Genomic DNA, 23737 nt, shown 5'->3' on the forward strand with positions numbered 1-23737 from the left:
TTCGCAAGATGAGCGTAGCTAAATTCGTGGCGGCCAATGGCCGCGAGGCCTTGCGCCAGGTGCGCGAGGCAATGGGACCGGACGCCGTGGTGCTGTCCAACCGCACCGTCGAGGGGGGCGTGGAGATTGTCGCCATGCGCGACACCGATCTCGGCGCCATCGCCAGCACCGCACCGGTATTCACGCCGCCGCCCGCCGCCGTGGTGGCCGTCGACGGCGCCCTTGGCGACCTGCGCGGCGAACTGCAGACCATGCGCGCCATGATGGAGCGGCAGTTCTCCGGCGTAGGCACCCACAGCCTGCCGTCGCTGGGCGGCGATCCGCTGCGCGATTCGCTGTTTACCTGGTTAGTGACTGCTGGCTTCTCCGGACAGCTTGCGCGATCGCTGCTCGGCCACCTGCCGCTGGGTCATGACCGGCCCGCCGCCATGACCTGGATCCGCCAGGAGCTGGCGCGCAAGGTCCCGGTGCTCAACGACGAAGATGCGCTGTTCGCGCAGGGCGGCGTGCTGGCGCTGGTCGGCCCCACCGGCGTGGGCAAGACCACCACCACGGCTAAGCTGGCAGCGCGCTTCGTGCTCAAGCACGGCCCGGAACGCCTGGCCTTGCTGACCACCGACACTTTCCGTATTGGTGCGCACGAGCAACTGCGCATCTACGGCGACATCCTGGGCGTGCCTGTGCACGCGGTCAAGGATGCGGCCGACCTGCGCTTCGCGCTGGCGGCGCTGACCGATAAGCACCTGGTGATCATCGACACCGTCGGCATGAGTCAGCGCGACCGCAACCTGTCGGAGCAGATCGCCATGCTGGCCGGCGTGCAGGCGCCGGTGCAGCGCATCCTGTTGCTCAACGGCGCCAGCCACGGCGACACCCTCAACGAAGTCGTGCACGCCTACCGCCACGATGCCACGCCCGACGGCGGCATCGACGGCTGTATCGTCAGCAAGCTGGATGAAGCCACGCACCTGGGCTCCGTGCTCGACGTGGTGATCCGGCACCGCCTGCCGGTCTACTACGCCTCCACCGGCCAGCGCGTGCCCGAGCACCTTGAACTCGCCAACGGCGTGTCGCTGGTCGAGCGCGCGTTCCAGACGCCGCGCCGCGGCTCCGTATTCGCCGACGCGGAAGCCGCGCGCCGTGCCATGCCCGCGCAGGACGATGGCGACGCCACCCGCGCGACCAGCGCCGGCGGCGCCGACGGCATGCTGCGCTCGCTGACCGACAACGCCAACGCGGTGGGCGATTGCGTCCAGCAGCTGAACGCTGGCAGCTACAGCTTCGAGCTGGTCCGCTCGCTCTGGCAGCAGCGCACCGAGAACGCGCCCTCGCCGCGCCTGATGGCGCAGCAGGTGCGCGAAGCCGCCTGCCGCGACCTGAGCCGCCATTGCGATCGTTTCGTGCTTTCGCTCAGCGCCACGGTCGCCGCGCCGGTGGCAGGGCGCCGCGCGCCGCGCCCCTGGCAACACACGCTCTGGCTGGCTGACCGCGACGGCCTGCCGCTGGCGGCCGCCGCCGCGCCCGCCGGCCGCACCGGCCCGGCGCTGCAAGCCGGGCAAGGCGGATGGGAAGCCGACGCTGCCACCCTGTGCGCCGCCATCGCCGCCGCCCGTACCGTGGTCAATCTGCTGGATGCCATGCCCGCCGCCGCCACGCTGGCGCGCTGGCAGCAAGCCGGCGAGCGCTGGCTTGCCACCGCGCGCAAGACCACGCGCGTGGTCAGCGGTGGCGCGGCCGTCAAGCTCGATGCGCTGGCCGAAACGCTGACCTTCCACGCGGTGGAAGATATGGACTATCGCGGCCGCGACGCCGTGCAGTGGATCGCGCAAACGCCGGTGCGCGTGCTTGAGGGCCAGGCACGTGGCACGCGCGGCGCCGCCGAGAGCGGCATCGAGGCCGGCCTGCTGGTGTCGCGCGTGGTCGATCGCGAGAACGGCCAGACGCTAGCGGTTCACTACCTGCTGTGCGACCCGGCGTTGTCGGCCGAGGGCGTGCAACTGGCCCGCTGGGCCCGCTGGGCTGAAGCCGGCGAAGCGCAACTTCGCACGCTGCGCCACGCAATGGATCACCTGGGGCAGGGCGGGCAGGCAGGCGGCAACGAATCCTCGCTGGCCGAAGCGCAAGCCTGCGCGCGTCTGCTCGCCCTGCAGATGGCGGTAGCCGCGCTGCGGCTGGAGCAAGCGTGCGACGACAGCGCCGCCGCGTTCCTGGCGCGGCTGACCGGCCGCGCGCCCGCCCGCCAGATGCCGGCCGCCGCCGTGCTGGTGGAAGGCCTCGGCCGTTTGCTGGCCTTGCTCGGCGTGCTGGAGAACTACCCCGGCCGAGGTGGCCGCGCCACGCCGTCCGCCACCCACGAAGCGCCGCAGGAGGCCTTTCATCCCGGCGACGCCGCCGGCCTGCTCGAAGCGAGCATGAACGGCAGCCGCGTGTTGCAAACGCTGACGCAGGGAGAATAAGACGTGACTTCACTCGCCTCCGACCAGGCGGAAAGCTTGCGGCGCATGCTGGCGCCCCGCGCCACGCGCCGCATCGCGGTGGTCGCGAGCGATGCCGGTGCCGGCGCCACCACGGTGGCCCTGGGGCTGGCCAACGCACTCGCCATGCAAGGCGAGCGCGTCCTGCTCATCGATGAAGACCGCTTCGGCGCCCGCGCGACCCGCCTTGCCGGCGCCATGCCGGAAGGCACCCTGGCTGCCGTGCTGGGCGGCACCGTGACGCTGGAAGCCGCGCTGGGCAAGCGCCCGGCCGGCACCATCGCGGTGTTGCCCGGCAGTCCGCAGGCCGGTGGCGGACTGCAGGCGCTGAATGGCTTTCGCACTGTGCTCACCGATGCCCGCAGCGACGCAGACGGCGGCTTGTCGCAGGTAGCCGGCACGGCGCACAACCTCGTTGTGGTGCTGCGCGCGGAGCCGGCCTCGATCAAGGCCGCCTATGCCTGCATCAAGCGGCTCAATCACCTGTACGCCTGCCGGCGCTTCCACCTGGTGATCAACGCCGCCGCCAGCGATGCCGCCGCGAGTGCCGTGCTGGGCAACCTGGCGCGCACCGCCAGCCAGTATCTCGGCGTCGAGGCGAGCCCCGCCGGCAGCCTGCCGTACGACCCGCTGGTGGAACGCAGCGTGGCACTAGGCCGCTGCGTGGTGGAGGCCTTTCCCGCGGCGCCCGCTACCGCCGCGCTACGCCGCATCGCCACGGGCATTGCCAACTGGCCCTTGTCCACCGATTCCCGTTCAACCCCGACGGCGCCGCTGGCGCCGTCAGCCCCGGCCCTGGCTTAAACGCCTGGGCCTGCAGCCAGGACTCACGAGAATTCCACCATGTACACGATTCAGGGAAAGCTCGAACAGACCGACACCGTGACGGCGCATGCCTCGCTGGTGCGTCGTATCGCCCTGCAACTGGCAGCCAAGCTGCCTGCCAGCGTGCAGCTCGATGACTTGATCCAGGCTGGCATGATCGGCTTGCTCGATGCCGCCAAGCGTTACGAGGACACCCACGGTGCGCGTTTCGAGACCTATGCCAGCCAGCGCATCCGCGGCGCCATGCTTGACGAGGTGCGCGCCAATGACTGGCAGTCGCGCAGCCTGCGCCAGTTCACCCGGCGCATCGAACGCACCGTGCGCGGCCTGGAGCAAACGCTGGGCCGCGCGCCGCTCGACTCCGAAGTGGCGCAGGAGCTTGAGCTGCCGCTCGACGAATACCAGACACTGCTCAATGAAGTCTATGGCTGCCAGCTGCTGCACTACGAGGACTTCGAGCGCTCCGGCGAAGAGGACTTCCTGGACCGGCACCTGAGCGTCAGCGACGATGGCAACCCGCTCACTGTGCTGATGGAAAGCGGCATGCGCGAAGCGCTGATCCGTGCCATCGAGCGGCTGCCGGAGCGGGAAAAGCTGGTGCTGTCGTTGTGCTACGACCAGGAGCTCAATTTGCGTGAGATCGGGGCGGTGCTGGAGGTGACGGAGTCGCGGGTCTGCCAGATTCGCAGCCAGGCTATTACGCGGCTTCGTTCGCAGCTGCGCGGCTTGCTATGAGGGGCTGGTGCCATCGTCTTGGCGCTGCGGTGCTGGCCGCGGCCTGCTGCGCGGCCTGGGCCGCGCCCGCCGGGCCGCTGCATTCCTGGTCGGCTTCCGTGAACGGGCCTGCGCTGCATGGCAAAGGGTTGCGTACGGTGTCGCCGCCGATCTTGCCTACCGGTTACTTGCCGCAGGCGGAGGGGGCTATTACTACCGTGCGGTGGCGATATAGTTTTGCTAGTACGCCGCCTAATGAGCTGCAGGCTTATTTGTGCAATGCGCAGCGTTGTGTGTTGTTGCCGGGGGCGGAGGGGCTTACCGAGGCGTTTAGCGGGGATGATGCGGCCAAGGGGTTTGTGTTTGCGTTTCAGGTGCCTGGGCGGGGGGCGCTGATGCCGGTGTTGTTGGGGCAGTCGAATCAGGTTACGGTTAGTTTTAGGTGATGTTGCTGTTGCTGGCGGCGGTGGGTTATAAAAACATAAATTCAAAAGCTTAACGTCAAAGGCGGTTTCACCCCCCTGCGGGGGGCGACCTACTTTCTTGTCTTGCCAAGAAAGTAGGCAAAGAAGCGCACCGGATGGGGCGACACCCCCTCGGGATCCAGCGAAAAGAGCGGCCGGGACCCAAACTCGCATCGCCTTAAGGGGATACTCAAACATGGGTCCCTCTTTTCCGCTCTTTTCGCCGGATCCCGAGGCGCCCCATACGGCCTGGTACACCTTGACGGCTCGCTTCGCATCGCGTTGGGGTGTGGCCCGCCCCTCGGGCGCTCCCCACGGCTACACCGATCGTGGTTCTGGCGGCATCGCTTCTTCTTGCAATTCCTTCACGGTTTCGAGCCTTAGAGCCTTCGGGGTTTGACGGGAGCGCTGTTGTCCAATGTTGCGCTGGAGCAATCCGGTGTTCGGTGCGCAAGGGCCGGGCTTGTATGTCGGGGATCTCGAAGGTACGCCGCTGATTGGCGCATTGACTCGCTTCGCGCAGCACGGTTGCCGCTCGCCGAGCGTTGATACCTGCCGGTGAACGTCAAAGGTGGTTTCACCTCACTGCCCGGGGTGGCCTGAGGGGGATGCGCTGTCGCCTTCTGTTGCCAAGCGGCCTTTGATCCGGGTGGTTCCTAGAACCGCTTCTTGATGTTGCGGACTAACCAGTGGCAGTCCAGGTCGGATCCGGAATCAAGATCCGGAAACCATCAGCCGCTGGCCAGGCTGACCCCTTGCGGCCCAGTCTGCGTCCGTCCATCCTTCCCGTAGAGCGTCGCATTATCGCCACGCTGACGCAGCGCCAGGATCGCTTCTTCGGTGAATTCAAGATGCGCGTCCACCACGGCGGAATTGAGCGCATTGGCATCGCGCGCGGTGCGCGCGGCAAACACCAGCGTCCGCCATGCGGCTTCAACGCCCGCATCGATCTGCCGCCCGAACAATTGTCCGCCCGCGCCGGTGCGAATGCCCAAAGCCCCCATCTGTGCCTCGCGGGTGCGCGTCAAGGCACTCAGCAAGCCGGCAAGTTCGACCTTGCGTTCCAGCAACCCGGCCAGGGCCTGGTAGTCGCCGGCCTTGATCATGGTTCTTTCCTCGCCGAGCACGGCGGCGAATTCCTGCGCCAGCTCGGTTTCGCGGCGCAGGTTCTGGATCAGGGACTGGCTCATGGCTTGCCTATCGTGGGTATGGGTTGGCTAAACAAATGGCCGCGCAGCAGGGATCAGGCGCCGCCGTTCAGCTCACGCAGGGACGCGAGCAGGCCGTCGGCGATCTTGCTGGGGTCGATCCTGATCCGGCCTTCGGCGATGGCCTGGCGGATTTTCTCGACCTTGGCGGTATCGATATCGTCGTCACGATCTTCTACCAGGCGGGCGCCGATCTCGCGCACCTGGGCCGACAGGGGGCTGACGCGCACGCTGGACGTATCCGGGGCCGTGGTCGGCCCGGGGGCGCCGGCCACGCTGCGCGTGGCGCCGTCGATGGCGTCGCCCGCCCTCGACGAGGTGGTCTGATTGATCTTCACGGTAATTCCTTGCTGGGTACCTTTGGCTTATCGGATGGCTCAGGCAAAACTTTAGGGTGAAATGGCGTCGGAAAGCCCCGCTTTCCCGGCCCTGAGCCTGCGCGCCATTGTCTCATGAGACGGTTGCGTAACCCCACGGGCCACGCTTGCCGCGTTCCCCTATTGTTGCAGCACCACCGTGTCGCCGCTGCGCACCAGCGCATTGACTACCTGACCGTTCTTTAGCCGCACCTGCACGTTGTTGCCCACCGGCGCGTCGGCCATCACCTTGCCTTCGCTGCTGAGCTGGAACGATTCGCCTTCCACCACCACGGTCACGTTCTGCCCCTGCCGTACGGCAATGGCCTTCTTCAGCAGATCCATCCGCAACGGCGAGCCCGCGGCGATGCGGTTCGCCGCCACCGCGCCGGTCACTTGCACGGGATCGGTCACCACCGCGCGCGGCAGCGAGGCCAGGTCGCCCTGGCGGACTTCCATGTCGGCCGCGTCGACGGGTTCGCCGGGCATGAGGTTGCGCGCTGCCACATAGTAGTCGGCAACCACCGACACGCGCGCCTGGACATAGCGCGTCCACGGACGCTCGCCCGCGCAGCGCACGCCCACGGAGACGCGACCCCAGGGCGACGCGCCTGGCGGCAGGAAGGGTTCGGGAAGCGGGCAATCCGGCGCGCGCCCGCCCGAAGGCGGCACCACCTGGATGTTGGCCTTGCCGGGCAGGCCGGCGGTCTGGCGTTCGAGGAACTGCTCGACCGCGGTACGCACCGGGTCTTCGGTAAAAGGCGAGGGTGGTGCCGCGCCGGCGCTGCCGGGCAGCGTGCCGCTGGCGGCGAGCACGCAGAGCAGGGCGCGCGCCGCGGCGGCCCGGAAACGAGTGTTCATGTGTGTATCCCGGCAAGAAAACGACGTGGGGCGCGCCGCGGGAGCGGGCGCCACGTGCGTGACAACGGGTCCCATTGTAGGCAGCCCTGCAATCTTGCTCGGGTCGAAATACGCAGGTTTCTTTGCCCTATTCGTGCGATTGGCATGGCGGGGCCGCCCCTAAGATGACACACCTGAAAAGGTCGACCTTCATCGCTCTCCCCTTCAGCGAGACACAGACATGATTGACAGACTCGATGCGGCATTGCGCTTCCAGCAAGAAGCGCTGAGCTTGCGGACCCAGAGGCAATCAGTGATTGCCTCCAATATCGCGCACGCCGATACACCCGGCTACAAGGCGCGCGACTTTGATTTCTCCAGCACGCTGGCGCAGAGCGTCGAGCGGGGCAAGCGCGCCGAAGGCGTTTCGCTGTCCACCACGTCGGTGCGGCATTTGCCGGGCCAGGCGTCGGCGTCGGGGATCGACGAGAGGAACCTCGAGTACCGCATCCCGATGCAGTCGAGTATCGATGGCAATACGGTCGAAATGGATACCGAACGCGTCGCCTTTGCCGACAACGCGGTGCATTTCGAATCCGGGCTCACCGTGATGAGCGCCAAGATCAAGACCATGCTGTCAGCCATCCAGCAGTGAGCGCACCATGCCAGCCATGAACATCTTCGAAGTCACCGGTTCGGCCATGGCTGCGCAGTCGCAGCGCCTGAACGTGACCGCCTCCAACCTCGCCAACGCCGACAGCGCCGTTGGCCCCAATGGCCAGCCTTACCGCGCCAAGCAAGTGGTGTTCGGCCTGGCCGCGACACCAGGCCAGAGCGACATCGGGGGCGTGCAGGTGGAGGGCGTGATGGAGGATCCGTCGCCGCCGCGCATGGTCCACAACCCCACGCATCCACTGGCGAACGCCGACGGCTACGTGACGATGCCAAACGTCAACCCGGTGGAGGAGATGGTCAACATGATCTCGGCCTCGCGTTCCTACCAGGCCAACGTGGAAGTCCTCAACACCGCCAAGAACATGATGCTCAAGACACTGACCATCGGTCAGTAAACCGGGATACGCAATGACTACGACCTCCGCCACAAGCAACAACACCAGCGCCGCCGGGATTGCCAATACGCTGCAAAGCGGAAGCGCGAGCGCGGCCGACCTGCAGAACAACTTCCTGAAGATGCTGGTCACCCAGATGAACAACCAGGACCCGCTCAACCCGATGGACAACTCGCAGCTGACCACGCAGCTGGCGCAGATCAGCACGGTGAGCGGCATGCAGACCATGAACGCCACGCTGAATACGCTGCTGGGCCAGGTCAGCGCCAGCCGCGCCATGGACTCCGCGGCACTGATCGGCAAGACGGTAATGGTGCCGGGCAGCGCCACGTCGGTGGCGGGCGGCGTGCCGGGCAAGATCGGTGTCGACCTGCCCGCGACCGCGGATGCGGTCACCGTGCAGGTGCTCGACAAGGACGGCAACACCGTGCGCACCATCGACATGAAGGGCCAGGTTGCCGGCGTGCACGACATCGCCTGGGACGGCAAGAACGACGCGGGCGTCGCGGTAGCGGACGGCGACTACAGCTTCAAGGTGACCGCCACCGCCAACGGCAAGGATGTCACGCCGGTGGCGCTGGTGTACGGCAAGGTCAACAGCATCAGCGGTGACTCCACCGGTGTGCTCGTCGATATCGGCAATGACCGCACCGCGTCGGTCGACGACGTTCGCCGCATTCTTTAAGACATCAGCGAATCAGCTAACTAGGGGAATATCATGGGTTTCGGTCAAGGGGTAAGCGGCATCAACGCCGCCGCATCGAATCTGGACGTCATCGGCAATAACATCGCCAACGCCAACACCGTCGGCTACAAGCAATCGACGGCCCAGTTCGCCGACGTGTATGCCGGTACCAAGATTGGCCTCGGTACCACAGTGAACTCGGTGGTGCAGTCATTCAACCAGGGCAATATCGAATCGAGCGGCAGCGCGCTCGATGTGGCGATTACCAACGGCAATGGCTTTTTCCGCCTGACCGACTCGTCGGGCTCAGTCTTTTACTCGCGCAATGGCCAGTTCCAGCGCCAGCAAGACGGCCGCATCACCAATGCGCAGGGCCTTCAACTGAGCGGCTATCCGGCAGGCGCGACCGGCGGCGGTGCGGTGCAGCCGCAACCCCTGGTCGTGCCGAACACCACGATGGCGGCCAAGGCTACGACCACGCTGGGCGTTTCCTTCAACCTGGATTCCGGCAGCAAGGTACCGGGAGCGGCATTCGCCAGCACGCCGGCGGCGCTGCCTACGTCCAATATGTACAACTACAGCTCCGGCGTTACGGTGTACGACTCGCTGGGCAACGCCAGGCAGCTGACGGCGTACTTCTCCACGGGTACCCCCGGCGCGGGCACGTTCCCGGCAGCCGGTGGCGGTGGCACCGACTGGACGATGAACCTGACCGATGCGGCGGGCAATGTCGTCGGCGCGCCGATCACGCTGAAGTTCGACTCGAAGGGCACGCTGCAGGTACCGGGCGCAGGTGCTACCACCACCATCAATATTGCGGCTTCCAACGGCGCGGCTCCGCTGGCCATCGCGATGGACCTGACCGGCACCACGCAGTTCGCCGGCGCCAGCGATACCAAACCGCCTGTCCAGAACGGCTATACCGCCGGCAGCCTGCTCGGCTTCGCGATCCAGCCGGACGGCACGATCCTCGGCAGCTATTCGAACCAGCAAAAGCAGTCGCTGGGCCAGGTCGTGATGGCCGGCTTCGGCAACACGCAGGGCCTGAAGCCCGAAGGCAACAATGTGTGGTCCGAGACGGGCGCGTCGGGTCAGGCGGTGATCGCCGCGCCTGGCGGCAGCCTCGGCCAGCTCAAGTCCAACGCGGTGGAAGCTTCCAACGTGGACTTGTCGGGCCAGCTCGTCAGCCTGATCGTGGCGCAGCGCAACTACCAGGCCAACGCGCAGACCATCAAGGCGCAGGACACGGTCATGCAGACCCTGGTCAACCTGTAATGCGCAGCGTCGGCAGGATAGGCCGGACGAACCGGACGAGCGGGAGTTAAAGGGACGCCATGGACCGCATGATCTATACCGCCCTGTCGGGCGCCAAGCAGACGCTCGACCAGCAGGCCGCGGTGTCCAACAACCTGGCCAACACGTCGACCCCCGGCTTCCGGGCACAGGTCAATATGTTCCGCGCGGTGCCGGTGGTGGGGCAGGCGTCGCCGACGCGCGCCTTCGCGCTGGCCTCCACGCCCGGCGCCGACCTCAAGGCCGGTCCGCTGACCTACACCGAGCGTCCGCTGGACGTGGCGCTGCAGGGCAACGGCTGGCTGACGGTGCAGGCACCGGACGGTAGCGAAGCCTACACCCGCGCGGGCTCGCTGCAGGTGTCGGCGGACGGGCAACTGCAGACCAGCACCGGCCTGCAGGTGATGGGCGACGGTGGCCCGATCGCGGTGCCGCCGGGTGCGGCGGTCAGCATCGGCAGCGACGGCACGATCACGGCGCGCGGCCCCGGGGAAACCTCCGCCGGCCTGGCCCAGATCGGCAAGCTGCGCCTGGTGAATCCGCCGCCCGATTCCATCGCCCGTGGCGACGATGGCCTGTTCCGCCTGCGCCCCGGCGCGCAGCCGCTGCAGGTCGATGCCAACATCCGCGTCATTGCCGGCGCGATCGAGGGCAGCAACGTCAATCCGGTCGAGTCGATGGTCGACATGATCGCCAACGCCCGCCGCTTCGAGATGCAGATGAAGATGATCCAGAGCGCGGATTCCAACGAACAGCGCTCCAACCAGCTGCTCTCGACCAACTGAAATTGAATTGATGTGCCGCCGCGGCTCGCGGCGGCCTTGTGAGGACAAACATGATCCGCTCTCTCTGGATTGCCAAGACCGGCCTCGATGCGCAGCAGACGCAGATGGACGTGATCTCGAACAACCTGGCCAACGTCTCCACCAACGGCTTCAAGCGTGGACGCGCCGTGTTCGAGGAACTGATGTACCAGACCGTACGCCAGCCAGGCGCGCTGTCTTCGGACCAGACCACCCTGCCGTCCGGCCTGCAACTGGGCACCGGCGTGCGCCCCGTGGCAACCGAGCGCATCCATACCCAGGGCAATCCGCAGCAGACCGGCAACAGCAAGGACGTGGCCATCCTCGGCAACGGCTTCTTCCAGGTGGCACTGCCCGACGGCACCACCGCCTACACGCGTGACGGCTCGTTCCAGAGCGACCAGAACGGCCAGCTGGTGACGTCCAGCGGCTTTGTGATCCAGCCTGCCATCACCCTGCCGGCCAACTACACGTCGCTGACCGTGGCGCGTGACGGCACCGTCTCGGTGACGCAGCCCGGCTCGGCCAACAACGTGCAGGTCGGCCAGCTGCAACTGGCGACCTTCGCCAACCCGGCCGGCCTGGAAAGCCTCGGCGAGAACATGTATGTGCAGACCGACGCATCGGGTGCACCGAACACCACCGTGCCTGGCCTGAACGGCGCCGGCACGCTGCAGCAGAACTACGTGGAAGCGTCCAACGTCAACGTGGTCGAAGAGCTGGTCAGCATGATCCAGACCCAGCGCGCTTACGAGATCAACAGCAAGGCCGTGCAGACGTCCGACCAGATGTTGCAGCGCCTCACCCAGCTCGGATGATCATGATGGCCTCGCTGATTCGCCTGGGCGCGCTTGCCTTGTGCTGCTTCGCGACTGGTTGCGCGATGGTTCCGCGCGAGCCGCTGGTGCAGCTTCCCACCACCGCACGGGCCGAGCCGCGCGCGCTGGCGCGGTCGAGCGGATCGATCTACCAGTCGTCGTATGCCGGCAATCCGCTGTTCGAGGATCGCCGGCCGCGCAACGTGGGCGACATCCTCACCATCGTGATCAGCGAGAACGTCAACGCCAGCAAGAACTCCGGCACCAACGCCAGCCGCACTTCCAACAGCGCGCTGGCGTTCGACGCGGTGCCCAAGGCGCTGGCTGGCCTGTTCAGCAGCAGCCAGAATGCCACGATGAGCGGTGCCAACGCGCTCAAGGCCAGCGGTGGCGCCAGCGCCACCAACACATTCAACGGCACCATTACCGTGACCGTGCTGGAAGTGCTGGCCAACGGCAACCTGATCGTCTCCGGCGAAAAGCAGATGGCGATCAACCAGGGTGCGGAGTTCATCCGCTTCTCCGGCGTGGTCAACCCGCGCACGATTACCGGTGACAACGCGGTGCCCTCCACGCAAGTGGCGGACGCGCGCATCGAGTACACCGCCAAGGGCTATATCGACGAAACGCAGAACATGGGCTGGCTGCAGCGTTTCTTCCTCAATGTTTCCCCGTATTGATCACCGACCGCGTCATGTTCCTGTCTTCGCTCCCTGCCTTGCGCTGCCGCTTTGTCCGCGCTCTCTTCCTTGCGCTGACGCTGGGCCTGCTCGCGAGCGCGGCGCACGCGGAACGGCTGAAGAATCTCGCCACCTTCCAGGGCGTGCGTGACAACCCGCTGGTGGGCTACGGCCTCGTGGTGGGACTGGATAACACCGGCGACCAGACCATGCAGACGCCGTTCACCACGCAGAGCTTGACCAATATGCTCTCGCAGCTGGGCATTACCCTGCCCGCCGGCAAGAACATGCAGCTCAAGAATGTGGCGGCGGTCATGGTCACGGCCACGCTGCCGCCGTTTGCGCAGCCGGGCAGCCAGCTCGACGTGGTGGTGTCCTCCATGGGCAATGCCAAGAGCCTGCGTGGCGGCACACTGCTGATGACGCCGCTCAAGGGCGCCGACGGCCAGGTCTACGCGATCGCGCAGGGCAATATGCTGGTGGGTGGCGCGGGCGCGTCGGCCAACGGCAGCAAGGTACAGGTCAACCAGCTGGCGGTGGGCCGGATCGCCAACGGCGGCATCGTCGAGCGCGCGGTGCCGGCGTTCCAGCCGGAAGGCGGCATCCTGAACCTGGAGCTGCGTGAAACCGATTACGGCACGGCCGAGCGTGTGGTCGAGGCGATCAATCGCTCGATGGGCGGCGGCGTAGCCAGTGCGCTGGACGGCCGGGTGGTGCAGGTGCGCACGCCCGCCGCGCCAGGCGCGCGCGTGGGCTTCATGGCCCGCATCGAGAATATCGACGTCACGCGGGCCAAGGCTGCCGCCAAGGTCATCCTCAATGCCCGTACCGGCTCGATCGTGATGAACCAGGCCGTCACCGTGGACGACTGCGCCGTGGCGCACGGCAATCTGTCGGTGGTGATCAATACCCAGCCGGTGATCAGCCAGCCGGCCCCGTTCAGCGGCGGGCAGACCGTGGTGGCGCCAGTGTCGCAGATCAACATGAAGCAGGAGGGCGGCGCGCTGCAGATGGTCAAGGCCGGCGCTTCCCTGGCCGCCGTGGTCAAGGGCCTGAACGCGCTCGGCGCGACCCCGGCCGACCTGCAGACCATCCTTGAGGCGATGCGCGCTGCCGGTGCGCTGCGCGCCGACCTCGAGATCATCTGACCATGTCCAGCAGCCGCCTGGCCGCCCAGGCCGATCTCTCGCAACGCTTCGCGCTCGACACGCAGGGCTTCGAAGGCCTCAAGCAGAATGCGCGCACGGGCGCCAGCCCCGAAACGCTGCGTACCGCCGCCCGGCAGTTCGAGGCGGTGTTCACGCAGATGGTGCTCAAGAGCATGCGCGATGCCACGCCGCAGGATGGCTTGTTCGACAACGAGCAGACCAAGCTGTACATGTCGATGATGGACCAGCAGCTGTCGCAGCAGATGTCCTCGCGCGGCATCGGCCTTGCCGATGTGATGGTGCGCCAGCTTGCGCGGGCCAGCGGCGCGGGCCTTCCGCCCGAGCTTGCCGGCGCCGCCGCGAAGCAGGCGGCCGTGCAGGCCGGCATGGACGACGCGGCTCCCGGCCTGGCGCGCGCGCTGGACATGCGCAACGGCGACGGCGCGGGGGATGCCGACAGGCCGCGCGTCGGCAGCGTGGTGGCCGGCACCAGCTGGAACCCCACGGCGGGCCTGCGCCAGTACCAGCCGCAGGAACCAGGCGCCTGGCAGGGCGGGGCCTCCGTGTTGCCGGAAGACACGCCCGCCCACATCAGCGCCTTCGTCTCGCGCATGGCCGGCCCCGCCCAGTCGGCGGCACGTGCCACCGGCGTGCCGGCGAAGCTGATCCTCGGCCAGGCGGCGCTCGAATCCGGCTGGGGCCGGCGCGAGATCGCGTACCCGGACGGCAGCACCACCTTCAATGTCTTCGGCATCAAGGCGGGCGCCAACTGGAAGGGCCAGGTCGCGGAAATCACCACCACCGAATACATCGACGGCCAGCCGCAAAAGGTGCGCGCGCGCTTCCGCGCCTACGCTTCGTATGACGAAGCCTTCGCCGACTACGGCCGCTTGCTGAGCAACAACCCACGCTACGCCGAGGTGCTGGCCGCGGCGACGCCGGACGACGCGGCGCGCGGCCTGCAGCGGGCCGGCTACGCCACCGATCCGGCTTATGGCGAGAAACTGGTGCGGATCATGCGAAAAGTGCCCGTCTGAGCGCCCGGAACAGGCTGACCGGACGCCGTGCCAGGCGGCTGGCGCGGCCACCGGAGAGCCAGGCGCAAATTCCCCGCGCCGCGCACTAAAGTCTCTTTGTACTTCTGCCGTTACTCACATCATTCACCGCCGTCGATGTCCGGCAGCGGCGACCCGGCATCGAAGGGCCAGCACAGGCGGCCACGGTGCGCGGATCGCCCGGTCAGGCGCGCGGCAGCCACCAGACGCGGGGTTAGAGCATGTCTCTCTTCAATATCGGACTTTCCGGCCTGAACACGGCGCAGAACGCGCTGACCACGGTTGGCCACAACGTCAGCAATGCGGCCACCACGGGCTATACGCGGCAGAACACCATCATTGCCTCCGCGGGCGGCCAGTACACCAGTTCGGGGTTCTATGGCCAGGGCTCCAACGCCACCTCGGTGGTCCGCGTCTATGACGAGTTCCTGACCGGCCAGCTGCGCGGCGCGGTGACCGCCAGCGCGCAACTCTCGACCTACTCTGCCCAGATCAGCCAGATCGACAACCTGCTGGCCGACCAGAAGGGCGGCCTGGCACCGCTGATGCAGAAGTTCTTCGCCGCGGTCCAGGGCGTATCGGACACGCCGGCGGATCCGGCCGCGCGCCAGAACATGCTCAACGCCGGGCAGTCGCTGGTGGGGCAGATGCGTGCCGCCAACTCCTACTTCCAGCAACTGCGCGATGGCGTCAACACCCAGCTGCAAAGTTCGGTGACCCAGGTCAATGCCTACTCCCAGCAGATCGCCAAGCTTAATGACCAGATCACGCGGGCCGTCGCTGCCGGCGGTGGCCAGCAGCCCAACGACCTGCTCGACCAGCGCGACCAGTTGGTCTCCGAACTGACCCAGATAGTCGGCGTCAAGGTCGTGCCGCAGGACAATACCTACAACGTCTTCATCGGCAACGGCCAGCCGCTGGTGATGGGCACCGCCTCCTACGACCTGAAGGCGGTGCAATCGTCCGCGGACCCCTCGCGTACCGCGATCGCCTACACGCAAGGCAACGGCAACGTCGTCGAGATGGACGACAGCACGCTCACCGGCGGCTCCGTCAGCGGCCTGCTCAAGTTCCGCAGCGAGACGCTGGACTCCGCGCAGAACGCCATCGGCCGGCTGTCGGTGACGCTGGCCCAGACCTTCAACGACCAGCACAAGCTCGGCGTGGACCTGACCGGCCAGGTTGGCGGCAACCTGTTCAAGCTGGGCTCGCCGTCGGTACTGCCAAAGAGCACCAATGCCGGCAACTCGCTGGTAACGGCCACCATCAGCGATACGTCGCAGCTGACCACCAGCGACTACACCCTGAGCTACGACGGCACCAACTACAACCTGGTGCGCATGTCGGACAATAAGACCGTTAGCCAGCCGGGCGCCGCCGCCACCTATCCGCTGACACTCTCGCTCGATGGCGTGGACGTGCAGATCCCGACGGCGATGTCGGCCAACGACAGCTACCAGATCCAGCCGACCCGCAACATTGCTTCGGCGATGGACATGGCAATCAAGGATCCGGCCAAGATCGCGGCCGCGAAGGCCCCGCTGACTGGCAGCGCAGGCGCCGCAAACACCGGTACGGGTACCGCGAAGGTCACCAACGTCGCACCGGGCGCCAGTAAGCCGCTCACCGCGATCACGGCCACCTACGACGGAGCCACCGCCAAATACATCTTTACCGACCCGACCGGCGCCGCGGTGCCGTCGACTGGCCCGACTCCGAACGGCAGCGCCCAGGACTACGTGATCAACGGCATCACCGTAAGCTTCAGCGGCACGCCGGCGAACAACGACAAGATTACGCTGACACCCAACGCCAGCGGCGCCTCCGACAACGGGAACGCGCTGGTGCTGGCCAAGCTGCAGAGCGCCAAGACCATCGGCGGCGTGTCGAGCTACAACGACGCCTATGCGCAGCTCGTCAACGACGTTGGCAGCCGCGCCAAATCGATCCAGATCGCGTCGACCTCGCAAGACAGCGTCACCACTCAAGTGACGACGGCGCAACAAGGTGTGTCCGGCGTGAACATGGATGAGGAAACGGTCTCCATGCTGCGCTTCCAGCAGCTCTACCAAGCCAACGCCAAGGTTATCCAGACTGCCACTACCCTGTTCGACACCATCATCGGCATCGGCCGCTGAGCGCCCTGACGAATCGGACCCCGAAAAGGAACAGACATGCGCATCGCAAGCTCCACGCTCTATCAACTCGGCCTGGCCTCGATGAACAGCCAGCAGGGTTCCCTGCTGCATGTGCAGCAGCAGCTCGGCACCGGCCGCCGCATCCTCTCGCCGTCGGACGACCCGGTGGGTGCAACCCGGGCGCTGGTGGTAGCGCAATCCAGCGCGGTTAACGACCAGTACGCTACGTCGCGCAAGCAAGCCAACAGCAATCTCGCGATGGAAGACAGTACGCTCAAGAGCGTGACTACCGCGATCCAGAATATCCAGACGCTGGTGGTACAGGCCGGTGACGGCACCATAAGCGATGCCGATCGCGCCTCCGTCGCCTCGCAGCTTGAAGCCAACTACAACCAGTTGATCGGGCTGGCCAACAGCGATGACGGCAACGGGAATTTCCTGTTCGCTGGCTTCCAGTCGCAGTCGCCGCCGTTCAGCAAGGACAGTGCCGGCGCCGTGCAGTACAGCGGCGATAGCGGTCAGCAGTTGCTGCAGGTCGACGTGGCACGTCAGCTGGCGACCGGCGACAACGGCCGCGACATCTTCCTGAGCGTGCAGAACACGGCCACCTATGTTGCCTCGGCTAACAGCGGCAACACGGGCACGGCAACCTACAGTGCAGTCACGGTGTCGGACCCGACCAACGCACTGTATGGGCACAGTATCTCGATCAACTTCGGCACAGATCCGGCCACCGGCGTTTTGCAGTATCAGCTGAAGGACGAAAGCGCTGTTCCGCCTGCGGCAATCGGCGTGCCAGTGACCTACACGGATGGCGCCGGCATCCAGGTGGCGGGCCTCTCGCTGTCGGTCAAGGGTACGCCGGTCGCTGGCGATCGCATGGACCTGCAACCTGCGCAGCTTGCCGGCACCGATATTTTCAGCAACGTCAAGGATGTCATCAACGCGCTGAAGAAGCCCCTCTCGACCGATGCCGATCATGCGGCACTGGCCAATGTGCTGGCCACCGCCAATCGCAAGATGAGCAATTCGCTGGACAACGTCAGCACGGTCCAGACCAGCGTTGGGGCGCGGATGCAGGAGCTGGACGCGCTCGATACGATTGGCTCGAACCGTAGCCTCAATTACAGCCAGACACTTTCCGGACTGCAGGATCTGGATTACTACTCGGCTATTACTGAGTATTACCAGCGTCAGACTTCGCTGCAGGCGGCGCAGCAATCGTTTATGCAGATCCAGGGGATGAATCTGTTTAAATTTCTGTGATTGGTGGTAGGCGTGCGGCGTGCCGTTGTTGTGTGAGGCGGAAACAAAGTTTGGGGCGGGTAGATTTACAGCTGGACAGTCAGCGTACCTGCGGGATACGCAGCCGTTCCGGATGCGTGTAGACGACCAGGCTGCCAGTCCGCACAAAGCCGGCCAGCGTTATCGCAGCGGAGTCTGCCAGCCGCACGGCGAGTACCGTTGGACCGGATACCGCGGCAAGGATCCCCGCACCGATCGATGCCGTCTTGAGCACCATCTCGTAGCTGGCCCGGCTGGTGATAATCACCGCGCCGCGCTTGGTATCCTCGTTGGTACTCGCAAGCGCGCCGGCAAGCTTGTCGAGCGCGTTGTGACGACCCACGTCTTCGCGCACAAAGGCCAATGCGCCATCCGCACGCAGCCACGCCGCCGCGTGCGTCGCCCCGGTATCGCGCAGCAGTGCCTGGCGCTTGACCAGGGCGGCAAACGCCGCATCGAAGACAGTCGGATCGAAGATGGCATGGCTATGCACCGGCTGCGGCACGCGCATGATCTCGCCCAGTGACTCGATGCCGCACAGGCCGCATCCGGTACGACCCGCCAGCGCGCGGCGCCGGGTCTTTAGCCTGGCGAAGGCGGCGGTGGCGATCTCCAACTTGACAGTCACGCCGTTCGCACCGGCTTCCACGTCGATGCCATAGATCTGGCTCGCGCTGTCGACAATGCCTTCGCTGAGGCTGAAGCCGATGGCAAAGTCATCGAGATCGGCTGGTGTAGCCAGCATGACCGCATGAGAGATGCCGTTGTACTCGAGCGCGACCGGCAATTCCTCGGCCAAACGGTCTTCCTCGGCCGTCACGGTGCCGTGACGCCAGCGTCTGACTGCGAACGAGCGCTGCGTCGGCACATCTTCAATGCCTGCGCCGCTGTCTTCCACTGGCACATCGCGCCTCATCGGATCTCCGCTGGTGGCCTCAATGCGTTTCCATCCCGGCCGCGGCTATGGACAGCCCGATCAACTCCACGACTAGTCCCATGCCAGCCCAGAATGCGACTAACCATAACAGCTTTGTACGCTGATAAGGTCTTCGATATGCGGGTATACGCCAGGCAAGAGTAGACGTTACGATTTGCATGTCTCGGATGGCTCATATTGAAAATTGAGAACGCGTGTAAGGTTTCAGTCATGCGCTTGACGGCGGCGCCATTTGTAACTGGCACTTGCCGAGCAGGAAGCCGAGGCTATTGTTAGGAAAAGCTCGCCTGGCGGCGACCCTGCGGCAACAACTGCCCCAGGCAGTCTGAGGCGAATGGGCTTCATGGAGCAATCATGGCTACGCGACGGGAAGTGCCCGGCATCAGGCCCTACGACGGGCCCGCTGGCGGCTGGGGCGCGCTTCGTGCGACGACCCAGGCGATCCGCCTGCAAATGGAAACGGTCAAGGCGCCGCTCACACTGATGCGGACCAACCAGCCCGACGGGTTCGATTGCCCCGGGTGCGCGTGGCCCGACAAGGAGCATAAGTCGACGTTCCAGTTCTGCGAGAACGGTGCCAAGGCCGTGACTTGGGAGGCCACGACGAAACGGGTGCGGCCGGATTTTTTCGCGAGCAACACGGTGTCGTCGCTGCTGCAGCGATCCGATTTCGAGTTGGAGGATATGGGTCGCCTGACGCATCCGCTTGTGTATGACCGTTCCACTGACACGTTCCGCGCGGTCGAATGGGGCGATGCGTTTGCCCGGATCGGCGAAATCCTGCAGGCGTTGTCGCCCGACAAGGTGGAGTTCTACACGTCCGGCAGGGCCTCGAACGAGGCTGCTTACCTGTTCCAGCTGTTCGCGCGGGAGTATGGGACGAACAATTTCCCGGATTGTTCGAACATGTGCCACGAACCAACCAGCGTTGGCTTGCCACAGTCGATCGGTATCGGCAAGGGCACCGTGTCATTGGAGGACTTTGACAGCTGTGAGCTGATTATCTCCATCGGCCACAATCCCGGGACCAATCACCCTCGAATGATGGGTACGCTTCATGAAGCGGCCCGGCGAAATGTCCCAATAGTGGTATTCAATCCACTCAGGGAGCGTGCGCTCGAGCGGTTTGCGGATCCCCAGAACTGGTTGGAAATGGCGACATACGGGTCGACCAGGATTGCGTCAACCTATTATCAGGTTGACGCTGGCGGCGACGCTGCCGCGCTCAAGGGCATAATGAAGGTGCTCCTGGATATGGATGCTCAAAATGGGGATGTCCTGGATCGCGATTTTATCGCGGTGCATACAGAAGGTTTCGACGCATTTGCCGCCGACCTGGCTGCGACCTCGTGGGAGGATATCGAGAAGGCAAGCGGACTGACCCGCGCGGATCTTGAGCAAGTCGCAGATCTCTATGCGAAATCGAATGCCACGATTGTCACTTATGGCATGGGTGTGACGCAGCACAGTAAAGGCACCGCCAACGTCCGCCTGATTGCTGATTTGTTGTTCCTGCGTGGGAATTTTGGCAAGCCCGGTGCGGGCATTTGCCCATTGCGCGGCCATTCCAACGTGCAGGGGAACCGCACGGTCGGCATCACCGAGAAGCCGTCGGCCGACTTCCTTCAGCGCATCGAAAACACCGTCGGCTTCAAGCCGCCCACCGGGCACGGACACGATGCCGTGAAGGCGATGCAGGCGATGATTGATGGTTCGTCCAAGGCACTGATCTGCCTGGGCGGGAACTTCGCAGTCGCACTGCCCGATTCCGGGCAATCCTTCCCCGCGATGGCGAAGCTCGATCTGAGCGTGCACATCGGCACCAAGCTGAATCGCTCGCACCTGCTGGTGGCCAAGGAAACGTACGTGCTGCCGTGCCTGGGCCGCACGGAGCTTGACGTGCAGGCTGGCGGGCCACAATCGGTGACGGTCGAGGACTCGATGTCCATGGTCCATGCCTCGGCCGGCAAGCTCACGCCGGCCTCTGAATTCTTGCGTTCCGAGCCGTCGATCGTCGCGGGAATGGCTACCGCGACCTTGCCTGACAGCAAGGTGCCGTGGTCGGACCTGGTTGCCGAGTATGACAAGATCCGCGATCTGATTGAAAAGACAGTGCCGGGATTCGATGATTTCAATGCACGCATCCGCGTTCCCGGCGGATTCCGCCTGCCACTTCCGCCGACCGAACGCAAGTGGACTACGCCATCGGGCAAGGCGGTTTTCTCCGTATATGGCGGCGTGAAGGAAGACGCCGACGTCCTGGGCGGCGAGAATGTTCTGCGTCTCATGACGATCCGCAGTCACGATCAGTACAACACCACCATCTATGCACTGGATGATCGCTATCGAGGCGTATTCGGTCGACGCGATGTGCTATTCATGCACGAAGCCGACATGGCCGCACGAGGCTTGGAACATGGGGACCTGGTGGATATCGAGACCATCGTAACTGGCAGACAGCTAAGTCTAAAAAGGATCACTGCCATCGCCTATGCAAACATCGCACGGGGCTCGGTGGCGGCGTATTACCCCGAAGCGAACGTGCTAGTGCCTCTGGACTACATTGACAAGGAAAGCGGTACGCCCTCGTACAAGAGTATTCCTGTCCGTGTGTTGCGTTCGGAAGTGACATAGCGGAGGGGGCGGGCATGACTTGGCTTGGTGGGGACACCCGCCTCGAATGATATTTGGGCGGGGGTAATACCGGCGTTTTCACATCTCGACTTAGACCCGTCCGCCTGTCGAGGCACCATGGCGTCGATCCAGATGGGGGGGGCTGGCGAGAAGTAGGGAAGTAGCACGTCAAACGAATCGACGCAAACGTAGTGCTAGCCCCGTCCCTCAGCCCCTTCGCGCTTTGTGCCACTCGCTTCGCGGACGATCCAGGCTTCAGGTTTGCCAGCATTGCGGCGATGAGCACGGAAGCACGTTCTGTTCCGGTGCCGAGCCAACCGGGAGGCTCGGAACTTGGAGTTACGACCATCGGCAGTTGCTGCGCCACCAGGTAGCTGGATTTCCGGCGACTCGGTGTGTGTGTGTGCCTGACCCGACGGGTCTGCAAAACCCGTATGTGGTTCGAGCGGAAATAGGTTCCTGGGCAAGAGAAAATCATGATCGTGCGGCCAAAGCGAAACTGGTTCAGCATGCTGTTTGCGTGGAGCGGGTCAGTATTGCAGACCATCATTCCGCAACTTCTCCTCCTGGCTTTTGTCAGCGGCTTTGCTGTCCTGACCCATGGGCGAATATTGGGTGAAAAGATTCCGCTCAATACGGCTCCCTTTACACTCTTTGGCGTCGCGCTGACCATCTTTCTGGCGTTCAGAAACAATGCTAGCTATGAGCGCTTCAAGGAAGCCCGTCACCTTTGGGGAAGCGTGCTCATCGCCTCGCGTTCGCTTACGTCGCAAATACTGTGCTACTTGCCCGCGGACGGCAGCGAGGATCGTATCCGGCTGGTAAATCGTCTTATCGCCTTTGTCTATTCGCTAAAGCATGATCTGCGCGAGACGGATCCGACGCAGGATCTCGTGCGCCTTCTCGGGGAAGACGCTATGCAGAGGCTGCGTGCGAAGTGCTACGGGCCTACGGCAATTCTTAACGAGATACGCTATAACCTCGCAGAGCTGCAGATGCGTGAGCTGGTCTCGGAAGCCAAGCTCTGGATGCTCGATGCCCAGCTTAATGAGTTGGGGAAAACCGTTGGTGGCTGTGAGCGCATAGCATCCACACCGATTCCGTTTGGGTACGGGGTCTTGCTTCACCGTACCGCATACGCGTACTGCGTGATGCTCCCTTTCGGTCATGTCGATTCGACGGAGCTGTTTACCCCGATTATCTGCGTCTTCGTCGCCTACACCTTGATCGCGCTTGAGGCGATTGCCGATGAGATTTCCGAGCCGTTCAGTATGGCCCCCAACGCGCTGGCGCTGGACGCGATCTCGCGCAATATCGAGCGCTCGGTGACCGATACTGATGCTTCAGCAGTCAGCATCAGGAACGTGAAGCGTTCGGCGCAATGGCCATTAATCAGATATTCCCCGGGGCACCTCCGTTAAAGTCTTCAACTCATCGCTTGAAAATAGCTGGTTCATTGTTATCCAAGGGAATTGCATCCCGCTTCTCGAATCAATGAATGCGATGAGAGCGAGGTCCTTGTCCAGCAGGCATCGAAATATCCTGAATCCCAGCGTTGCATGCGTGATTAGATACTCGGCGCCGTGCCGGAGCGAAAACCCGACCTTCCCTTGCTGAAAGCGGGCGATAGGAGACTGCAAGCCATCGGTTACCCGTTCCGTGAGATGCTCCTCGAGCCAGTCATCGTACCCGAGGTCGGTTTCTCCGCTTGAGGTCTCGCTAAGCCATTGGTCAACACGATTTACGGAGTTTTGGCGAGTTGGCGACGAAATATCGATACTATCCGATTCAATTTTCAATTTTCGGCGCAGATTTCTACTGAGTTGGATTCATTACGAGCGGATCTTGGCGGAAGCCCACTAATCCTTCCGTATAAGAATCACGACCACCCAATCTGGCAGTTTGGCCAGCTCGCAATGTAAGTGCATAAAAAGGCATTTTTTCCGCGTCTCCGCTGGGGAGGTGGATAAAAGCTCATTTGTGGCGGGAGAGCCTCTCCGCGAGTCGCTTCCAGTGCCAGTGCCTATACACCTCAAGGAAGTGCTGCGGAATTCCTCCGGATTGGAAGCGCCGAGGCGCCTCCACGGATGCGCCGCGTCTGGTATGAAGCCTAGCGGCCGGCGCCGCCCGGGATAAGTACAGTTCGCCAGGTTGCGGCCAAGCACAGTGTGCTGCCCGCCCGGGCACGCCGAATGGCGCTGCCAGTCTCGGCACTCATCCTGAACAGGGCCTCGCGGCAGACATTCCATCCGGATGCCATCTTCCGACAATCCGTCACGCCATGCTCGCCGGTTTCAAGGCGTCGGCCCGG

The 23737-nt window shown here is 64.5% G+C and carries 21 protein-coding genes; 17 read left to right on the forward strand and 4 right to left on the reverse strand.

Annotation, left to right across the window (positions count from 1 at the left end; translation table 11 throughout):
• Positions 1-8: 8 nt before the first annotated feature.
• From flhF to AC1DS6_RS05250, 4 genes are read left to right on the forward strand one after another with little or no spacing between them, the layout of a single operon-like run.
• Complete coding sequence (flhF, locus tag AC1DS6_RS05235; protein ID WP_477102216.1) at positions 9-2456, forward strand: flagellar biosynthesis protein FlhF; 2448 nt, start codon at positions 9-11, stop codon at positions 2454-2456.
• Between the two features lie 3 nt (positions 2457-2459).
• On the forward strand, positions 2460-3278 hold the full coding sequence (locus tag AC1DS6_RS05240) for a MinD/ParA family ATP-binding protein (RefSeq protein ID WP_477102217.1): 819 nt from the start codon (positions 2460-2462) through the stop codon (positions 3276-3278).
• A gap of 39 nt (positions 3279-3317) precedes the next feature.
• The gene (locus tag AC1DS6_RS05245; protein WP_006162649.1) at positions 3318-4034 is read left to right on the forward strand and encodes an RNA polymerase sigma factor FliA; all 717 of its coding nucleotides are present in this window, start codon (positions 3318-3320) and stop codon (positions 4032-4034) included.
• Positions 4031-4459, forward strand: a complete 429-nt coding sequence (locus AC1DS6_RS05250) for a flagellar protein FlhE (RefSeq protein ID WP_441636782.1) — start codon at positions 4031-4033, stop codon at positions 4457-4459. Before AC1DS6_RS05245 ends, AC1DS6_RS05250 begins: the two co-directional genes overlap by 4 nt.
• A gap of 749 nt (positions 4460-5208) precedes the next feature.
• Here the strand turns inward: AC1DS6_RS05250 and AC1DS6_RS05255 are convergent.
• The 3 genes from AC1DS6_RS05255 to flgA all read right to left on the reverse strand — a co-directional run bounded on the left by AC1DS6_RS05255 (position 5209) and on the right by flgA (position 6902).
• A complete protein-coding gene (locus AC1DS6_RS05255; RefSeq protein ID WP_477102218.1) occupies positions 5209-5667 on the reverse strand; it encodes a flagella synthesis protein FlgN in 459 nt (152 codons plus the stop codon).
• A gap of 53 nt (positions 5668-5720) precedes the next feature.
• Positions 5721-6023 carry a flagellar biosynthesis anti-sigma factor FlgM gene (gene flgM / locus AC1DS6_RS05260; RefSeq protein ID WP_441636786.1) on the reverse strand — a complete coding sequence of 101 codons (303 nt, stop codon included), beginning with the start codon at positions 6021-6023 and terminating at the stop codon, positions 5721-5723.
• Positions 6024-6182: 159 nt separating this feature from the next.
• Entirely contained in the window at positions 6183-6902 is a 720-nt protein-coding gene (gene flgA, locus AC1DS6_RS05265; protein ID WP_477102219.1) for a flagellar basal body P-ring formation chaperone FlgA, read from the reverse strand.
• Positions 6903-7122: 220 nt separating this feature from the next.
• Here flgA and flgB point away from each other — a divergent pair, with 220 nt between their 5' ends.
• The 11 genes from flgB (at position 7123) to flgL (ending at position 17837) form a co-directional block, all read left to right on the forward strand.
• Positions 7123-7536 carry a flagellar basal body rod protein FlgB gene (flgB, locus tag AC1DS6_RS05270; RefSeq protein ID WP_035874951.1) on the forward strand — a complete coding sequence of 138 codons (414 nt, stop codon included), beginning with the start codon at positions 7123-7125 and terminating at the stop codon, positions 7534-7536.
• A 7-nt stretch (positions 7537-7543) separates the two neighbouring features.
• Complete coding sequence (gene flgC, locus AC1DS6_RS05275; RefSeq protein ID WP_035874954.1) at positions 7544-7951, forward strand: flagellar basal body rod protein FlgC; 408 nt, start codon at positions 7544-7546, stop codon at positions 7949-7951.
• A 13-nt stretch (positions 7952-7964) separates the two neighbouring features.
• Positions 7965-8636: a flagellar hook assembly protein FlgD gene (locus AC1DS6_RS05280; protein WP_045235724.1), complete on the forward strand. Its 672-nt coding sequence runs from the start codon at positions 7965-7967 to the stop codon at positions 8634-8636.
• Between the two features lie 33 nt (positions 8637-8669).
• Entirely contained in the window at positions 8670-9911 is a 1242-nt protein-coding gene (gene flgE, locus AC1DS6_RS05285; protein ID WP_441636791.1) for a flagellar hook protein FlgE, read from the forward strand.
• Positions 9912-9970: 59 nt separating this feature from the next.
• Positions 9971-10714, forward strand: coding sequence for a flagellar basal-body rod protein FlgF (gene flgF / locus AC1DS6_RS05290; protein WP_441636793.1), 744 nt, complete (start codon positions 9971-9973; stop codon positions 10712-10714).
• A gap of 50 nt (positions 10715-10764) precedes the next feature.
• Positions 10765-11550, forward strand: coding sequence for a flagellar basal-body rod protein FlgG (gene flgG, locus AC1DS6_RS05295; RefSeq protein ID WP_035874965.1), 786 nt, complete (start codon positions 10765-10767; stop codon positions 11548-11550).
• Entirely contained in the window at positions 11547-12230 is a 684-nt protein-coding gene (flgH, locus tag AC1DS6_RS05300) for a flagellar basal body L-ring protein FlgH (protein ID WP_035874968.1), read from the forward strand. The genes flgG and flgH overlap by 4 nt, the downstream gene beginning before the upstream one ends.
• A 14-nt stretch (positions 12231-12244) precedes the next feature.
• Positions 12245-13378, forward strand: coding sequence for a flagellar basal body P-ring protein FlgI (locus tag AC1DS6_RS05305; RefSeq protein ID WP_441636797.1), 1134 nt, complete (start codon positions 12245-12247; stop codon positions 13376-13378).
• Between the two features lie 2 nt (positions 13379-13380).
• On the forward strand, positions 13381-14415 hold the full coding sequence (flgJ, locus tag AC1DS6_RS05310; protein ID WP_035874971.1) for a flagellar assembly peptidoglycan hydrolase FlgJ: 1035 nt from the start codon (positions 13381-13383) through the stop codon (positions 14413-14415).
• Between the two features lie 239 nt (positions 14416-14654).
• On the forward strand, positions 14655-16571 hold the full coding sequence (gene flgK / locus AC1DS6_RS05315; protein ID WP_477102220.1) for a flagellar hook-associated protein FlgK: 1917 nt from the start codon (positions 14655-14657) through the stop codon (positions 16569-16571).
• A 36-nt stretch (positions 16572-16607) separates the two neighbouring features.
• Entirely contained in the window at positions 16608-17837 is a 1230-nt protein-coding gene (flgL, locus tag AC1DS6_RS05320) for a flagellar hook-associated protein FlgL (protein ID WP_477102221.1), read from the forward strand.
• Positions 17838-17916: 79 nt separating this feature from the next.
• Here the strand turns inward: flgL and fdhD are convergent, their stop codons facing one another.
• Positions 17917-18771 (reverse strand): formate dehydrogenase accessory sulfurtransferase FdhD, encoded by an 855-nt coding sequence (fdhD, locus tag AC1DS6_RS05325; RefSeq protein WP_441625031.1) that lies wholly within the window; start codon positions 18769-18771, stop codon positions 17917-17919.
• A 375-nt stretch (positions 18772-19146) separates the two neighbouring features.
• Here fdhD and AC1DS6_RS05330 point away from each other — a divergent pair, with 375 nt between their 5' ends.
• Complete coding sequence (locus AC1DS6_RS05330) at positions 19147-21426, forward strand: FdhF/YdeP family oxidoreductase (protein WP_441625033.1); 2280 nt, start codon at positions 19147-19149, stop codon at positions 21424-21426.
• 476 nt (positions 21427-21902) lie between these two features.
• Positions 21903-22847 (forward strand): bestrophin family protein, encoded by a 945-nt coding sequence (locus AC1DS6_RS05335; RefSeq protein WP_477102222.1) that lies wholly within the window; start codon positions 21903-21905, stop codon positions 22845-22847.
• Positions 22848-23737 lie beyond the last annotated feature (890 nt).

The organism is Cupriavidus sp. 05L310, assembly GCF_056398185.1.

Excerpts from the sequence above, each read along its gene's own strand:
- flhF (WP_477102216.1), top strand. The coding sequence starts at position 9 with ATGAGCGTAGCTAAATTCGTGGCGGCCAATGGCCGCGAGGCCTTGCGC.
- AC1DS6_RS05245 (WP_006162649.1), top strand. The coding sequence starts at position 3,318 with ATGTACACGATTCAGGGAAAGCTCGAACAGACCGACACCGTGACGGCG.
- AC1DS6_RS05250 (WP_441636782.1), top strand. The coding sequence starts at position 4,031 with ATGAGGGGCTGGTGCCATCGTCTTGGCGCTGCGGTGCTGGCCGCGGCC.
- AC1DS6_RS05255 (WP_477102218.1), bottom strand. The coding sequence starts at position 5,667 with ATGAGCCAGTCCCTGATCCAGAACCTGCGCCGCGAAACCGAGCTGGCG.
- flgA (WP_477102219.1), bottom strand. The coding sequence starts at position 6,902 with ATGAACACTCGTTTCCGGGCCGCCGCGGCGCGCGCCCTGCTCTGCGTG.
- flgB (WP_035874951.1), top strand. The coding sequence starts at position 7,123 with ATGATTGACAGACTCGATGCGGCATTGCGCTTCCAGCAAGAAGCGCTG.
- flgC (WP_035874954.1), top strand. The coding sequence starts at position 7,544 with ATGCCAGCCATGAACATCTTCGAAGTCACCGGTTCGGCCATGGCTGCG.
- AC1DS6_RS05280 (WP_045235724.1), top strand. The coding sequence starts at position 7,965 with ATGACTACGACCTCCGCCACAAGCAACAACACCAGCGCCGCCGGGATT.
- flgE (WP_441636791.1), top strand. The coding sequence starts at position 8,670 with ATGGGTTTCGGTCAAGGGGTAAGCGGCATCAACGCCGCCGCATCGAAT.
- flgF (WP_441636793.1), top strand. The coding sequence starts at position 9,971 with ATGGACCGCATGATCTATACCGCCCTGTCGGGCGCCAAGCAGACGCTC.
- flgG (WP_035874965.1), top strand. The coding sequence starts at position 10,765 with ATGATCCGCTCTCTCTGGATTGCCAAGACCGGCCTCGATGCGCAGCAG.
- flgH (WP_035874968.1), top strand. The coding sequence starts at position 11,547 with ATGATCATGATGGCCTCGCTGATTCGCCTGGGCGCGCTTGCCTTGTGC.
- AC1DS6_RS05305 (WP_441636797.1), top strand. The coding sequence starts at position 12,245 with ATGTTCCTGTCTTCGCTCCCTGCCTTGCGCTGCCGCTTTGTCCGCGCT.
- flgJ (WP_035874971.1), top strand. The coding sequence starts at position 13,381 with ATGTCCAGCAGCCGCCTGGCCGCCCAGGCCGATCTCTCGCAACGCTTC.
- flgK (WP_477102220.1), top strand. The coding sequence starts at position 14,655 with ATGTCTCTCTTCAATATCGGACTTTCCGGCCTGAACACGGCGCAGAAC.
- flgL (WP_477102221.1), top strand. The coding sequence starts at position 16,608 with ATGCGCATCGCAAGCTCCACGCTCTATCAACTCGGCCTGGCCTCGATG.
- fdhD (WP_441625031.1), bottom strand. The coding sequence starts at position 18,771 with ATGAGGCGCGATGTGCCAGTGGAAGACAGCGGCGCAGGCATTGAAGAT.
- AC1DS6_RS05330 (WP_441625033.1), top strand. The coding sequence starts at position 19,147 with ATGGCTACGCGACGGGAAGTGCCCGGCATCAGGCCCTACGACGGGCCC.
- AC1DS6_RS05335 (WP_477102222.1), top strand. The coding sequence starts at position 21,903 with ATGATCGTGCGGCCAAAGCGAAACTGGTTCAGCATGCTGTTTGCGTGG.